The sequence below is a fragment of the Vibrio sp. Isolate32 genome (genome assembly GCF_022397955.1).
In the GTDB taxonomy this organism is placed as follows: domain Bacteria; phylum Pseudomonadota; class Gammaproteobacteria; order Enterobacterales; family Vibrionaceae; genus Vibrio.
Map to the genome: position 1 here is coordinate 18,922 of NZ_JAKEUQ010000002.1, position 15,553 is coordinate 34,474.

Here is a 15,553-nt window from a genome sequence, read left to right on the forward strand (position 1 = left end):
CTCCTTAAATCAAAAACATGGGAATAAATAAGTAATAAAGTCGCAATATTAACCGATGACGACTGTGACAGCTCTGCTAGAGACTAAGACTACTGCTCTAAACGCTGAAGCAGCTGTGCTGGTGGTAAGTAACCACTCACCAACTCACCGCTTGCTAATACGATAGCAGGTGTACCATTAATACCAAGCTCACGGCCTAGTTGGTACTGCTTAGCGATGATCTGTTTCTTCTCTTCAAGGTCTTTACTTGAAGCTGGCATCTTACGCTCTACCTTAGCATTGTGCATTGCTGCTTTTGGATCGTCAGAAGCCCAGATAGCCGCCATTTGGTCTGCCACTTGGCCAGTACCACCTTGACGTGGGTATGCCATGTAACGCACCGTGATACCTAGGTCATTGTAGCCCTGCATCTGGCTGTGTAGACGAACACAGTAGCCACAAGTGATGTCAGTAAACACAGTCACAACATATTTTTCGTTGTCTGCTTTGTATTCGATAACCGTATCAGACAATGCCGCTACTTTCTCAGCATTGATAGGCGCTTGACGCTCTGCCAATACATCGCTGAATTTACCGTCCTCATCCAGAGAGTAAAGTGTGCCAGCTAGAAAATGATCGCCCGCTGGAGATGAAAAGATAATACCACTGTTGGTTTGAATCTCTAGAAGGCCATCAATATCCGAAGGAACAATCTTATTAACCTTGATGCCAATTTTTTCAAAACGCTTGGTTAGCGCTGCGGTATCAATATCTTGAGCTGAAGCAACCTCTGCAGCTGTTGTGGTTTGTTCTACTTTCGCTTCTGATGCATTACATGCAGTGATCATCAGCGGTAGCGCTAATAGAGGAAGACGGCGTAATACGCTCATTAAGTTCACCTTAAAAATAAATGGATTTAAGCACGTGGGTGATGCTGAGTATGAATTTGCTTCAGCCTTTCGGTCGCCACGTGAGTATAAATTTGGGTTGTCGATAAGTCACTATGCCCAAGCAACATTTGTACGACCCTAAGATCAGCACCATAGTTCAGTAAATGAGTAGCAAAAGCGTGTCTTAAAACGTGCGGGGACAACAATTCTGTGTCAATACCCGCGACAACCGCGTAATGCTTAATACGATACCAGAACGTCTGACGGGTCATTTGTTTAGCACGTTTGCTTGGAAAAACTACATCTGAACTGTTTTCACCAAGCAGTTGCGGGCGCCCTTGTTCAATAAAACTCTCAATCCAGTCCACAGCGTTTTCGCCCATTGGCACCAAGCGCTCTTTACCGCCCTTACCAATAACACGTACCACGCCCTGTCTCAGGCTGATGTTCTCCATCGTTAGGCTAACCAGCTCCGTCACGCGCAAACCGGTTGCATATAATAACTCAAGCATCGCCTTATCACGAAGTTCAATCGGGTCATTCGGATCAGGTGCATCGAGCAAAGCATCCACTTGCTCTTCACTCAAATCTTTTGGCAGACGTTGTGGCAGCTTAGGGCTAACCAACAACGCACTTGGATCATCGGCTCTGACTTTCTCACGGTGTAGGTATTGGAACAAACGACGAATAGCCGACAACATACGTGCACGGGAAGTCTGCTTAAAATCCGCATCAACCAACCAGCTTTGGTAATCCTGCAACCCAGAAAGACTAATAAAATCGAGGCGATAATTATTCTGTTCCATCCACGTTAATAGTTTACATAAATCAGTACGATACGAGACAAGAGTATTCTCTGATAACCCTCGTTCCATCCACATAGCATCTAAAAACTGCTCAACTAGACCGTGGTCTGCGCTCTGCCCTTGAGGCGACTGCATAGTGTTACTCACAATATTGGAAACTGTTTTGAGAGTATGCCAGAGCAAATATGAATGCCATAAAAAATACACCTTGAGTGGATAATCGCTGCAATCGAAGTCGATTTATGGTTAGAATTCGCCATCTGAAATTAAAATCGAACGTTTGCTATGAAAATTGGATTATTTTACGGCTCAACCACCTGCTACACAGAAATGGCAGCAGAAAAAATTTGCGGCATTATTGGTGAAGACCTAGTTGATATCCATAACGTGAAAGAGGCTCCGCTTGCATTGATGGCAGACTACGACCTATTACTTCTGGGTATTTCTACGTGGGACTTTGGCGAAATCCAAGAAGATTGGAATGAGCTTTGGGACGATATCGCGACGACACCAGTAAAAGGCAAGGTTGTGGCACTGTTTGGCTTAGGTGACCAAGAGGGTTACGGCGAGTGGTTCTTGGATGCAATGGGTCTACTGCATGACGAACTAAAAACTGCCGGAGCTCAATTTGTTGGCTTCTGGCCAAACGACGACAGCTACGAATTCAAAGCATCTAAAGCGCTCACCGAAGACCAATCACAGTTCGTCGGTTTGGCGCTTGATGAAGACTCACAATATGAACTGAGCGACAAGCGTATCGCATGCTGGGTTGAACAAGTTCTGGTTGAGTACAGCGAGAAGCTGTAAGTACATAAGCTCTCCACAAGCTGTTCATTTCAAAACAGACAGAATACAAAAAGGCCTCACTACTACGAATTAATGAGGCCTTTTCTATGTCATCTAGAATGACTATCTAATCTCAATCAGAGATTAAAACGTCTCTTCTGCCATCTCTTGCTCTGCTGACTTACCAACAAAGAACATACAGATGATTGCTGCAGCAGTTGGCAGTAACCAACCCATGCCGATCTCGAACAGAGGCAACATCTTCAGTGCAGATACATCAACACCTGCTACCTTAGCACCATCGATAAGAGCAAACATCAATGACACTAATACCACAACGCGGTACGCCACTTTTGGATTAGGGAAACGGCTACGCAAGAACGTCAGTGCTACCAATGCAATTGCTACTGGGTACAGCGCAAACAATACAGGAACAGACAGAGAAATAAGCTGAGAAAGACCAACGTTCGCTACCGTTGCACAAGCAACACCGTTGATTATTACCCAAGTCTTGTATGACAGCGGCGTTAGTGAGCTGAAGTAGTCCGAACACGCAGACACAAGGCCAATCGCTGTTGTTAGACACGCTAGTAGTACGATAACAGAAAGCACTAGCTGACCTGAAGGACCAAACAGTGATTGAACGTATAGGCTTAGGATCGCACCGCCATTGTCAGCATCCGCTGCAACCGTTGCACTTGTTGCGCCCAGGTAGAACAGAGAAATGTAAACGAACGCTAGACCAGCTGCAGCAATACAACCCGCGCTGATTAGGTACTTAGTCGTTGCCGCACGGTCAGTGATGCCTTTGCTGCGGATAGAGTCCACAATCAGCATACCAAACATCAGTGCAGCAAAAGTATCCATGGTGTTGTAACCTTCAAGGAAACCTTTAGTTAATGGCTGAGTGATGTATTCACCGTGAGCACCAAGAATATCGCCCTGAGGGTTAACAAATACAGCAACGGCCAGTACAACTAAGCCGATGAAAAGTGCTGGTGTTAGAACCTTGCCGATAACGTCAATTAGCTTACCTTGAGACCATGAGAAGAACATCGCTACCACAAAAAATGCGATAGAAAAGAATGTGAGGTGAGCTTGAGAGGCATCGATGAAGAACGGTTTCACCGCCATCTCATAAGCAACAAGGCCGGTACGTGGTGCAGCGAATGCAGGACCAATGATAATGAAGATCAACACAGCCATGATAGTCGCAGCTTTCTTAGGAAGATCTTTGGTTAGATGATCCCAAGAGCCACCCGCAAGTGCAACGGCTACGATAGTGATTAACGGCAGACCAACGGCAGTCAGCAGGAAACCAGACATCGCTGGAAGAAAATGATCACCAGCCAATTGGCCAGCTAAAGGTGGGAAGATGATGTTACCCGCACCCAAGAAAAACGCAAAAAGCATAAAGCCCAATGCCATTATATCTGTTAGTTTTAGACTCTGTTTCACAGATAATCCTTAATTATATTTATGAAATTTATGTTGTGCTTACGTGAATGTTACAGCTAAAAGCTGCCACTCAATCTATAAAATAGTCGCGCATAATGACGAAACACTTGGCTAGCTGCAAGTCACCACACAAAAACACCATATAAATTTGCAAATATCAACCAAAAGAAGTCGATTACACTGGATGTGGAAAAATAATCATAATTATCAACTAACCATAATCAACAACAATAAATCACCGATCAGAACATTGATTTACACATTTGATTAACAATAGAGCTAATCACTTAAAATATCTCGATACTCAGAACATTCATGAAAGACAAAATCGTGCAGACTAAAAGCTTCAATTTTAAGCAATTCTCAATTTACGTTGGGCAAAGCGGTATGCCAGTCAGTACCGATGGTGTACTACTTGGCGCATGGGTAACCATTATATCTAAGTCATCGGCACTCGATATTGGAACTGGCACCGGGCTTGTGGCGTTAATGGCAGCGCAGCGTTTTACAGACATCTCGATCTCCGCGATCGATATTGATCCACACGCGATTGAAGCTGCGACCATTAATATTGAGCAATCTCCTTGGCAAGATCGCATCACTCTGCATGATGGCAGCGTGCTCACCGCTGACTTTCCGAAAAAGTTTGACGCGATAATCTGCAACCCACCCTACTTCAACTCAGGGGAACAGTCACTGCAGAGCCAAAGAGCAACAGCCAGACATACCGATAGCTTGGATCACCTGCAACTTGCTAAGCGATGTTTCGAGATAACAACCGAAACTGCTACGGCCAGTTTTATACTGCCAACGCCTGAGGGAGAAGGTTTCATCAAGCTTGCCAAACAATGCGGTTGGTACTTAGCCAAACGTCTTGATGTCAAAACCACAGACAAGAAGCCCGCAAGTCGAATTCTTTTTGAGTTATCGAAAGATCCTGCATGCGAGCAAGATTTGCAGTGTGAATCGCTCACCATTCACCATCAAGGTGGTTATAGCGAGGCATTTATTACCCTTACCAAAGATTTTTATCTCAAGATGTAGCAAATACCATGTGATCCTAATCACTAATGCTTCTATAATGTCCGACTACTCTTTTTTATCGTCTGCTTTTTGAGGCAGAAACATTTATTGCTTGTGGAGAAACAACAGTGATCAGAACCTTTGCAGAACTCGATCTAAACCAAGAGCTGCTTAAAGCAATTGACGAAATGGGCTACGAACGCCCAACACAGATACAAGCTGAAGCAATCCCACAAGCGTTAGATGGAAGAGACGTTTTGGCATCTGCGCCAACAGGTACAGGTAAAACAGCATCATTCGTACTGCCAGCACTGCAGTACCTTCAGGATTTCCCTCGTAAGAAAGCGGGCCCTGCTCGTATGCTTATCCTAACGCCAACGCGTGAGCTAGCAATGCAGATCACTGACCAAGCTCGTGAGCTTGCGAAATACACTGCACTGAACATCTTCACCATTACGGGTGGTGTAATGTACCAAGAGCACGCAGACATTCTTGGCACTACCCAAGACATCGTTGTTGCAACTCCAGGTCGTCTAATGGAATACATCGAAGCTGAGCGCTTTGACTGTCGTGCAATCGAATGGCTGATCCTAGATGAAGCAGACCGCATGCTAGACATGGGCTTTGGTCCAGTTGTTGATCGCCTCTCTGCAGAATGTCGCTGGCGTAAGCAAACTTTACTTTTCTCAGCAACACTAGAAGGCAAAGGTGTTGAAGGTTTCACTGAAGACCTACTGAACAACCCAGCAGAGATCGATGCAAAATCATCACTACGTGAACGTAAAAAGATCACTCAGTGGTACCACCGTGCAGACACAGCAGAGCACAAACTCGAGCTGCTAAAACACATCATTACTAAAGAAGCTGAGCGTAGTATCGTCTTCTTAAAAACTCGTGAGCGTTTAGGCGACCTGCGTGCACTGCTAGAGAGCGCTCAGATTCCATGTGCTTGGATTCAAGGCGAAATGCCTCAGGACCGTCGTAACAATGCGATTGCTCGTTTCCGTGATGGCACAGTAAACGTACTGCTAGCAACTGACGTAGCGGCTCGTGGTATCGACCTTCCAGACGTAAGCCACGTAATTAACTACGACATGCCACGCACGGCTGATGTTTACCTACATCGAATTGGCCGTACGGCTCGTGCAGGTAAAAAAGGTAATGCGGTTTCTCTAATCGAAGCGCACGATCAATTGATGGTTGAACGCGTTGCTCGTTACACCAAAGAAGCAATCAAAGAGCGCTTCGTTGAAGGCATGCGTCCAACACATAAGAAAGCCGCTGTAACTAAGAAAAAGAAACCAAAGAAAGAAGATAAGAAAGCATTAGAGAAGCAGAAGCTCGCGAAGAAGAAAAAAATCACGAAGAAAAAGAAAGCTGCAAAGAAAAAAGTAATCTGATAGCTTGCTAACTTCTGAATGATTCAACAAAAAGCCCCATGCAGCGAACTGCATGGGGCTTTTCTTTATCTAGTTGGTATCTCGCGTAAACTTATACCTTGAATAAACAACGTCTAGTTTTGCTCTTCACGCTTGAAGATTAGCTCTTTCGCGTTCGACTCTTCTTCCACGAAGTAGTAACCCGCGGTATCAAACTTAGTCAGCGCTTCAATTGAGTCCACTTGGTTCTCAATGATGTAGCGAGCCATCATGCCACGCGCCTTTTTCGCGTAGAAACTGATCACCTTGTATTGACCGTTCTTACAGTCTTTGAATACCGGTGTAATCACTTGGCCATCCAAGTTTTTTGGTTTTACCGCTTTGAAGTACTCATTAGATGCTAGGTTGATCAACACATTATCGCCTTGAGCGTTCAGCGCTTCATTCAGCTTATCTGTGATGATGTTGCCCCAGAACTGGTACAAGTTAATACCACGAGCATTCGCTAAACGCGTGCCCATTTCTAAACGGTAAGGTTGCATCAAATCAAGTGGCTTTAGTAAGCCGTAAAGACCAGAAAGCATACGCAGGTGATTTTGTGCGTAGTCAAAATCTTCATCCGACAGTGTTTCAGCGTCTAGGCCTGTGTATACATCACCTTTGAAGGCAAGGATGGCTTGACGTGCATTCTCTTGGGTAAAAGTCTCACTCCACTGCTCAAAGCGCGCTACGTTCAACCCTGCGATCTTATCGCTCACTTTCATCAATGCAGAGACATCTGCTGGTGTCAGCTTGCGGCACTCTTCAATCAGTTCAGCAGAGTGTTCAACAAACTCAGGCTGACTAAAGCGTTCTGTCGCTAATGGTGATTCGTAATCAAGTGTTTTGGCTGGAGACACGACAACTAACATAACTTTACCCTAATCGGTTATCTAACTGGATGCAGCTAGAGTATAGAAAAAACATCAACTTGTCTTTATGACTCTTCCTATTACTTTGATAGATGATTCTAACCACCCACTTTCAATCATCAAAAGCCACTACGAACGAAAACGCAGGCAAAGAAAAAGGCTAAGGTCGAAACCTTAGCCTTTTCAATCGTTTTAGGGTGAGCGCTTTAGCGCTCCAACAAGATTACTTTTTGCTGTTGTCCCAAATACCATCTTCCAGTTGAGACTTAAGCTCAGGGAAGTCATTTGCATCAAATGTTGGTACTTTACCCGCATCTAGTTGGCGGTTGTAGTCCTTCGCTAGCTTAATAACGATACCTGACAGCAGGATAATCGCCACCAAGTTAACAATCGCCATGAGACCCATCGATACGTCAGCCAGTGCCCATACCGTAGGTAGCGTTGCTAGAGAACCAAACATAACCATACACAGTACAATAATACGGAATAGCACTAGGCCTTTCTTATTGTTGTGCTCTAGGAAAATCAGGTTCGTTTCAGCGTACGAGTAGTTTGCAATGATTGAAGTGAAAGCGAAGAAGAAAATAGCTACCGCTACAAAGATGCCGCCCCATGAGCCCACTTGTGCTGTTAGTGCACGTTGAGTCAATTCGATACCCGTTACTTCACCGTATGGTACATACTCACCAGACATCAGGATGATTGCTACTGTTGCAGAACAGATAACGATCGTATCCATAAATACACCTAGCATTTGTACATAACCTTGTGATGCTGGGTGCGGTGGGTAAGGCGTAGCAGAAGCTGCTGCGTTCGGCGCAGAACCCATACCCGCTTCGTTCGAGAACAGACCACGTTTGATACCGTTAATCATCGCTTGTGCGATTGCGTAACCTAGACCACCCGCAGCCGCTTCTTGCAGACCGAATGCACTCTTGAAGATAAGAGCCAGTACTTCAGGCACTTTCTCGATGTTCGCGAACATCACGTACATAGCGATCGCTAGATAAGCCAATGCCATGATTGGAACGATGATTTCTGCTGTACGTGCAATCTTACGGATACCGCCGAAGATAACGAATGCAGAGATGATTACGATACCAATACCAACGTAGCTACGCTCAAGGTCGAATGCTGTGTTCATTGCGCTTGCAATCGCGTTTGCTTGAACCGCGTTGAATACAAGACCGAATGCAATGATTAGGAAGATAGAGAACAGAACCCCCATCCAACGCATGCCTAGGCCTTTCTCCATGTAGTATGCAGGACCGCCGCGGTAGTTACCGTCGTTATCACGCGTTTTGTATAGCTGTGCAAGTGTGCTTTCTGCAAACGATGTAGCCATACCTAGCATTGCGATTAGCCACATCCAGAAGATAGCACCAGGGCCACCAGCGGTTAGTGCTACAGCAACACCTGCCATGTTACCCGTACCAACACGAGCAGCGAGACTCGTACAAAGAGCTTGGAAAGAAGAGATACCAGCACTGTCTGCTTTACGGCTATTTCTAAGAACAGAAAACATATGGCCGAAATGGCGGAATTGAATAAAACCTAGTCGTACAGTGAAGTAGATACCCACACCAACCAGTAAGTAAACTAAGATAGATCCCCAAAGGAGATCGTTCATCAAATTGATTAAGTCTGTCACGTGAACCTCGTAATTGAGTTTAAGCACCGATCATGCTTCCTAGCCTTCCTCTTAATCGCCTATGCCTCTGTCAATGTTGTGTCGGCACTCTTGTTATATTCTTGCGGCGATTGAGACTGTAAATGTCACTTAATGCATCCATTTACGTATCAGTGTATTTTTGACGGGCGGATAATGCAGCGATACGGCCTAAAAATCAATATGAAAACACACCCATACCAAAATGGCGTTTCACTAATAATACACCTTTTATTAACACAAGCCTCAACAATTCAGCCCAATAAAAGTCACATTATCGGGACATAATATCAACAACAGCCACGGCACTCCCCCAATGAGAGCGTCATCCTATAAAAATAACGTCAGCCTAGGTTTTACAAGGTATAGTGAAGATCTTCGTTTTTTTCTAGGCCAATGAGATCCCTATACCGCATGGCGCCATGTGCACCTCAATGTACCGCGGTCAAAACCCTATTCTATTCGCACAATGAATTAACATTCAATAACCCCCAATTTAATCGTTCACCTAGGTTCGTTTGCTTATTTTTTGTACACAAAGTCTTCAGAATGTGTGATCATTCATAAGAAAATAGAACAAAAGATTCATGAATTTGAAACAAATGAGAAACAAATCAAAGTTATTGTGAAGCTAAATATGATATTTAAAGGTTCGTAAGAACTAGTCCCACGGAAGGAGATATGGCTTATGGATAGCTTTCAATTCGATGAAGTATCAGAACTAGAAATGCCTCGTGTAACTCACAAATCACGCTCAAAACCACTCAAGCGTAAGTGGCGTGAAATCGAAGCCATCAACGATCGTAGACAGCTTGAAAAAGAGCTGAGAGAGATGAATCTAGATCTTGATTTTAGCCTAGACGATATAAAGCTTTAATTAGCACGACAAGAAATCAGAAAGCAAAAGGCACCTATATCGGTGCCTTTTTTATTTCATCAAGTAACGTTTCATCTTACAAACGGCTTTATATACCATTAATAAAGAGGGTCCTCTCTACTATAAAGAGAGCGATATCAAGGCGCTAAACACACTCTTGCTCATTTTGTCGCACACGATCGGCAAGTTGACGATACTGATCAGCAATTGTATCTCCAAACACAGGATCATCTTCCGGTTGTTGCCAAAGCTCTTCAACACTGCGCCAATCTTGCACCGAGAAAGCATCGACGATAATCGGCAAAATCACTTTCTCTTCATACTCCATGTGTTTTCTCTGCGCTTCTATAAACACCGCGAGCTGATCGATAAACACCTGCTGCGGAACAACCGCATCTTGAAGAATCATCTCAACGACATCTAAAAAGTCAGCGGTCTTTTCAGCGAGTATCTGATGTTCAAGCTCTAGGTCTTCAATAGCCTGTTGTTTACCATAATGCTTTAAGTAGTGACGGTAGATTATGTCTTCTTTAGGGTGATGAACACTATCTGAGTGATTCATTAAATAATACATCACTTCCGCCACTAAGCTGTAGTTTATCGCTCGCTCTTTCTTTAGAAGCTCAAGCTTGGTATTCAAGATCGTGAGCAAACGAGCCATGTAACCATGCTCTCTTCTTATCCTTTCTATCATCATAGTATTGCACCCCATTACACCTACTATTTACAAGTGTATTCGAATGTGCTGATTTATGATTTGACCCTGCTCAGAAAAACACCAACCTACACTTCTGTTGGTAAACACCAGTCAATAGGTTGTTGATCAATCGAAGAAAGTAACTTGTTAGTCATTGAAAAGTGCTGACAACCAAAAAAGCCACGACGGGCAGATAATGGCGATGGATGAGGCGCAATCAACACATGGTGCTTATCTACATCGATTGCTTGTCCTTTCTTCTGGGCGTGTGCACCCCATAGTAAGAAGATGATAGGTTCAGAGCGCTGGTTTAGTTCAGCAATGATCGCATCGGTAAAGGTTTCCCAGCCACATTTGGCATGTGAGTGTGCTTGTGCCTCTTCTACTGTCAAAACAGTGTTCAACATCAACACCCCTTGTGATGCCCAAGCTTCAAGGTAACCATGGTTAGGCGCTTCAAAGCCTTCGATGTCATCAGCAAGTTCTTTATACATATTACGCAGGGAGGGTGGGATCTTAACGCCAGGTAGCACAGAAAAAGCCAAACCATGTGCCTGCTGAGCACCATGATAAGGGTCTTGTCCTAGGATAACGACTCGCACAGACTCAAAGGGCGTCATATCAAAAGCGCTGAATACCTGCTCCTGAGGTGGGTAGATGGTTTTCCCACTATTACGTTGCTGTTCGACATAAGCGAGAACACTTTGAAAGTACTCTTTTTCACGTTCGTCATTAATAATGGATTCCCAAGTCTTTGGCGCGTTCATCGTTTTAATTCCCAATCATCAAGGTCTCTAGACAAAAAATAGCTGTATCGGCTAACCGTCCTAAATAAGGCTCTAGTTATACCTCATACAGCTATCAATAAACATGATGTGTAGGGTTCATTTGTTGATGAATCATAATAATCAGTTCAAGTTGTATTGAACTCGATTAACCACTTTTCTGCTGTGTGCGATGGTGACCGTGGCTATGCACGTGACGATTTGGGGTAGGTAAACGGCGAGCAACAGAAACAGTTGAAGTTTGAGCTTTTGAATACATAAAGGCACCTCCTATAAGACATCGTGAACTACATATTCACTTAGTAGCTATGAAAGAAAGGTGCCAATTTCGATAAATCGGAGGAAATTAATTTTCCCCTCTATTATTACGCTTCGCTATTCTCAACCGTTGCTGCGCGGTGAAACATTCTAAGCTGTTGAATTTCCTCTTTCCAAATCGTCGAATCAATCGTTTCTAAGATAAGAGGGATACCATTAAAGCGAGAATCCGAGGCAATATACTCGAAACAATCCCAGCCAATTTCACCTTTTCCTAAAGAATGGTGTCTATCAACTCGGCTCGCGAACTCAGCTTTTGAATCATTGATGTGCATTGCTCTTAGATAGTGCATACCTACAATGCGGTCGAACTCAGCGAAAGTGTACTCGCACGCTTCTTTCGTTCTTAGGTCATAACCCGCGGTAAAGGTATGGCAGGTATCTAAACACACGCCAACGCGCGATTTATCTTCTACTTGCTCGATAATCTCTGCTAGGTGTTCAAACTTCCAACCCAAGTTAGTACCTTGACCCGACGTATTCTCGATCACCGCAATCACATCTGGAACCACTTGATGTGCGAGATTAATCGACTCAGCGATTTTAGCTAGACACTCAGTCTCAGAGATCTTTTTAAGATGACTGCCTGGATGGAAGTTCAAAAGCGTTAGACCAAGCTGGTTACAACGTTCCATCTCATCAATAAAGGCAGCGCGTGATTTCTCTAGTTTCTCTTCTTCTGGTGCGCCGAGGTTAATCAAGTAGGAGTCATGGGGAAGAATGTGCTCGGTTGAAAAGCCTAACATCTTGCAGTTGGCTTTAAAGGCGCTAATGGTTTTCGCCTCTAACGGCTTTGCAGCCCATTGTCTCTGGTTTTTAGTAAACAGTGCAAACGCATTAGCACCTATCTCTCGAGCTCTCATAGGCGCCTGATCAACACCACCAGCTGCCGACACATGAGCGCCAATAAACTTAATATTTGTTTCAGGTTTTGACGATGAAATTTTGTTTGTCATTAAATCACTTCACACTTTCAGAATGCATCATAAATAAAGGGCCGTATCGGTTTTCGCTCAATAAAAGCGCAACAAATGTAGTAAAATTACAACAAATATGACCGTTAAATATTTTTTATACTTTAAAATATTTTGTAATTAATTTATTTTCAAAGGTTTTATTGATTTACCTCAAAGTAATCACCTTTGTAAAAATATGGTTTTTGGTTGTTTTTTTACTTAAATCAATGTTAGCCTCACAAATATTAGGTATATATTACCCAGCTCAATAAAAATCGAAAGTTAACACCATAATCAAACCACATTCAGTGGACTAGGAGATAGTTATGATCCAAGGTATTCAAATTACTAAAGCAGCAAACGACGACCTACTAAACTCAATCTGGCTACTAGACAACGAAAAGAATGAAGCTCGTTGTGTTGCAGCTACTGCTGGTTTCGAAGCTGACCAAGTTATCCCAGCTGCAGACCTAGGTGAATACGAGAGCCGTGAAGTTGCTATCGAAGCAGCACCACGCATCGAAGGTGGTCAACACCTAAACGTTAACGTTCTTAAGCGTGAAACACTAGAAGACGCAGTTGCTCACCCTGAGAACTACCCACAGCTAACTATCCGTGTATCGGGCTACGCTGTACGTTTCAACTCTCTAACCACTGAACAGCAACGTGACGTTATCGCACGTACGTTCACTGAGTCTCTATAAATTTTAGATCTTGAATTAGAATATAAAAACGGCGCTCATTGAGCGCCGTTTTTATTTGTTCAACAATACGGATGTACGTTACGGTTGAACTCGACGAAGCACTGCTTTTAGCGCTTCAAAATCGTTATCTAGATCTTCAGACAACAACTCCATCGCCGCGTGTTTTGCTAGCGGGCCAGGCAGTTCGATATCAGAACCTAGGATATCGTCGACCACTTCTTTGAACTTAGCAGGGTGAGCTGTACATAGGAACAAGCCTGTATCACCCTCTTGCAACTGTTCATCCAATAGGCGGTAAGCGATAGCACCATGTGGTTCACAAAGGTAACCTTGTGCTTTAAGGTCACGCACTGATTCAGCGCTCTGCTCGTCAGACACTTTACCTTTGCCCAGAGTATCTAAGCCCCAACCTTTCAGTTGGCAAAGCTCTTCGATACGAGGCCAGTTGTTCGGCTGGCTTACATCCATTGCGTTCGATGTTGTCGCAACGGTTGGCTTTGGATCCCACTCACCTGTTTCTAGGTAGCGTGGAACCGTGTCATTTTCGTTGGTAGCGGCAATGAAACGCTTCACTGGCAAGCCAAGCGCTTTCGCCAAAAGACCCGCAGTTAAATTGCCGAAGTTACCACTTGGTACCGAGATAACTAGGTTTTCACGTTGCTCTTTGGTTAGCTGAGAAGCCGCTTCAAAGTAGTAACAGATCTGAGCCATCAAGCGGCTGATGTTGATAGAGTTTGCTGAGTTAAGACCAATCTCTTCACGCAGTGCAGCGTCATCAAATGCATCTTTTACTAGCGCCTGACACGCGTCAAAGTCGCCATCAATCGCTACCGTGTGGATGTTCTTACCCAGCGTACAGAATAGTTTTTCTTGTAGCGGGCTGATCTTGCCTTTCGGGTAAAGAATCACAACATTGATGTCTTCCATGCCGTAGAAAGCATGCGCAACTGCTGCACCAGTATCACCTGATGTTGCTGTCAAAATAGTGATTTGACCTCCATTTGAAACTGCCGCTAGAGATTGCGCCATGAAGCGGCCACCAAAATCTTTAAACGCCAGTGTTGGGCCATGGAAAAGCTCAAGTGCGTAAACACCATCTTTTACTTGGTTGATTGGCGCCGGGAATTGGAACGCTGCATCCACCATTTGATCGATCTGCTCTTTCGGTAGTTCATCACCGATAAGTGCCGACAAAATTTTTGAGCTACGAGGGACAAAATCATCTGCTAGCAGCGCATCGATATCATCAAACTTTGGCAGTTCAGATGGGAAAAATAGACCTTGATTACGACCTAAGCCTTGACGAACGGCTTGGCCAAAAGAGACTTGTTCATCATTTTCTTTGATATTGTACAGTTTCATAACTCACTTCCTGTAACGATCGAACCTTGCTTATCTAGGCGACAAACGTGAACGAATCCTTCTTCATTTTGTACGTAATTTTGTTCTAACCAGCGTGCAACACGCTCGGCGACATCTTGTTCTTTGCAAATGCTAAACAGAGTTGGGCCACTGCCGGAAATACCAGTAGCCAATGCACCAGCCGACAACGCATATTTACGTGCATCAGCAAACCCTGGAAGCAGTTTCTCACGATATGGTTCAGCGATCACGTCTTTGATCATCTTCGCTGCCAGTTTAGGTTGGCCTGAGTGACACGCGTGGATAAAGCCCGCTAAGTGGCGACCATGCGCAATGATATCTTGGCGACGGTACTGAGACGGTAAGATTTCTCTCGCTTCTGCAGTTGAAACCTTAATGCCCGGATACGCCATTACCCAATACCAGTCATCAAAGCATGGCACTTCTTGGCTAATGATGCCTAGCTCTTCAAGCATCAATTGCACACCGCCTAGGTAGCAAGGTGCTACGTTATCGTAGTGCACACCGCCTGAAATTTCACCTTCCATTTCACCCATTAGGGCAAGCAGTTCAGTTTCATTCAGTGGCTGACCATGGAAACGGTTTAGCGCATCAAGCGCCGCTACAATTGAACATGCACTTGAACCTAAACCGGAACCGATAGGCATGTTCTTTTCTAGCGTCATTTCTAGTGGCTTAAGCGCAACGCCTTTTTTATCTAGCTCTCTAGAGAACACTACCCAACAGTCGTAGACGATGTTTTCCTTCGCTTCAGTTGGCAGCTTAGAAACAAAGCTGCCTGCTGTTTTAAGTGAGAATGGTTCACCACCTGCTTTAACCATAACTCGGTCACCCAGCAGTGTGCCATCCACTGGAGACACAGCGGCCCCCAGTACATCAAAGCCTACACTGACATTACCGATTGATGCAGGAGCATAAACGACAACATCCAT

Annotated in this window: 15 protein-coding genes; 5 read left to right on the forward strand and 10 right to left on the reverse strand. The window is 44.3% G+C overall.

From position 1 onward, the window contains the following. Nucleotides 1-89: 89 nt before the first annotated feature. Entirely contained in the window at nucleotides 90-869 is a 780-nt protein-coding gene (locus L1D11_RS01585) for a thioredoxin fold domain-containing protein (RefSeq protein ID WP_239834201.1), read from the reverse strand. A 26-nt stretch (nucleotides 870-895) separates the two neighbouring features. Next, nucleotides 896-1,810, reverse strand: coding sequence for a site-specific tyrosine recombinase XerD (gene xerD / locus L1D11_RS01590; RefSeq protein WP_239834200.1), 915 nt, complete (start codon nucleotides 1,808-1,810; stop codon nucleotides 896-898). A 150-nt stretch (nucleotides 1,811-1,960) separates the two neighbouring features. On the opposite strand from xerD, the gene fldB reads away from it, so the two are divergent. After that, complete coding sequence (fldB, locus tag L1D11_RS01595) at nucleotides 1,961-2,482, forward strand: flavodoxin FldB (RefSeq protein WP_239834199.1); 522 nt, start codon at nucleotides 1,961-1,963, stop codon at nucleotides 2,480-2,482. A gap of 123 nt (nucleotides 2,483-2,605) precedes the next feature. Here fldB and brnQ read toward each other — a convergent pair whose 3' ends face one another. Then, nucleotides 2,606-3,919 carry a branched-chain amino acid transport system II carrier protein gene (gene brnQ, locus L1D11_RS01600; protein WP_239834198.1) on the reverse strand — a complete coding sequence of 438 codons (1,314 nt, stop codon included), beginning with the start codon at nucleotides 3,917-3,919 and terminating at the stop codon, nucleotides 2,606-2,608. A 315-nt stretch (nucleotides 3,920-4,234) separates the two neighbouring features. Between brnQ and L1D11_RS01605 the strand changes: the two genes are divergently transcribed. Together L1D11_RS01605 and srmB are read left to right on the forward strand one after the other, a co-directional pair. Continuing rightward, on the forward strand, nucleotides 4,235-4,963 hold the full coding sequence (locus L1D11_RS01605) for a methyltransferase (protein ID WP_239834502.1): 729 nt from the start codon (nucleotides 4,235-4,237) through the stop codon (nucleotides 4,961-4,963). 107 nt (nucleotides 4,964-5,070) lie between these two features. Then, a complete protein-coding gene (srmB, locus tag L1D11_RS01610) occupies nucleotides 5,071-6,342 on the forward strand; it encodes an ATP-dependent RNA helicase SrmB (protein WP_239834500.1) in 1,272 nt (423 codons plus the stop codon). A gap of 113 nt (nucleotides 6,343-6,455) precedes the next feature. Here srmB and yaaA read toward each other — a convergent pair whose 3' ends face one another. Further along, nucleotides 6,456-7,232: a peroxide stress protein YaaA gene (gene yaaA / locus L1D11_RS01615; RefSeq protein ID WP_239834498.1), complete on the reverse strand. Its 777-nt coding sequence runs from the start codon at nucleotides 7,230-7,232 to the stop codon at nucleotides 6,456-6,458. A 223-nt stretch (nucleotides 7,233-7,455) separates the two neighbouring features. Continuing rightward, nucleotides 7,456-8,883, reverse strand: a complete 1,428-nt coding sequence (locus tag L1D11_RS01620) for a sodium:alanine symporter family protein (protein WP_239834503.1) — start codon at nucleotides 8,881-8,883, stop codon at nucleotides 7,456-7,458. Nucleotides 8,884-9,589: 706 nt separating this feature from the next. Here L1D11_RS01620 and L1D11_RS01625 point away from each other — a divergent pair. Next, entirely contained in the window at nucleotides 9,590-9,778 is a 189-nt protein-coding gene (locus L1D11_RS01625) for a DUF3545 family protein (RefSeq protein ID WP_239834496.1), read from the forward strand. A 145-nt stretch (nucleotides 9,779-9,923) separates the two neighbouring features. Here the strand turns inward: L1D11_RS01625 and L1D11_RS01630 are convergent, their stop codons facing one another. From L1D11_RS01630 to nfo, 3 genes are all read right to left on the reverse strand, one after another. Further along, nucleotides 9,924-10,475 carry a hemerythrin domain-containing protein gene (locus L1D11_RS01630; RefSeq protein WP_239834495.1) on the reverse strand — a complete coding sequence of 184 codons (552 nt, stop codon included), beginning with the start codon at nucleotides 10,473-10,475 and terminating at the stop codon, nucleotides 9,924-9,926. A gap of 86 nt (nucleotides 10,476-10,561) precedes the next feature. Then, nucleotides 10,562-11,242: a uracil-DNA glycosylase gene (ung, locus tag L1D11_RS01635; protein ID WP_239834493.1), complete on the reverse strand. Its 681-nt coding sequence runs from the start codon at nucleotides 11,240-11,242 to the stop codon at nucleotides 10,562-10,564. 383 nt (nucleotides 11,243-11,625) lie between these two features. Next, complete coding sequence (gene nfo, locus L1D11_RS01640; protein WP_239834491.1) at nucleotides 11,626-12,534, reverse strand: deoxyribonuclease IV; 909 nt, start codon at nucleotides 12,532-12,534, stop codon at nucleotides 11,626-11,628. 326 nt (nucleotides 12,535-12,860) lie between these two features. On the opposite strand from nfo, the gene grcA reads away from it, so the two are divergent. Further along, nucleotides 12,861-13,238, forward strand: coding sequence for an autonomous glycyl radical cofactor GrcA (gene grcA / locus L1D11_RS01645; protein WP_239834877.1), 378 nt, complete (start codon nucleotides 12,861-12,863; stop codon nucleotides 13,236-13,238). 78 nt (nucleotides 13,239-13,316) lie between these two features. Here the strand turns inward: grcA and thrC are convergent, their stop codons facing one another. Together thrC and thrB are read right to left on the reverse strand one after the other, a co-directional pair. Beyond that, nucleotides 13,317-14,600: a threonine synthase gene (gene thrC, locus L1D11_RS01650; RefSeq protein ID WP_239831563.1), complete on the reverse strand. Its 1,284-nt coding sequence runs from the start codon at nucleotides 14,598-14,600 to the stop codon at nucleotides 13,317-13,319. Next, complete coding sequence (gene thrB, locus L1D11_RS01655; RefSeq protein ID WP_239831614.1) at nucleotides 14,597-15,553, reverse strand: homoserine kinase; 957 nt, start codon at nucleotides 15,551-15,553, stop codon at nucleotides 14,597-14,599. The genes thrC and thrB overlap by 4 nt, the downstream gene beginning before the upstream one ends.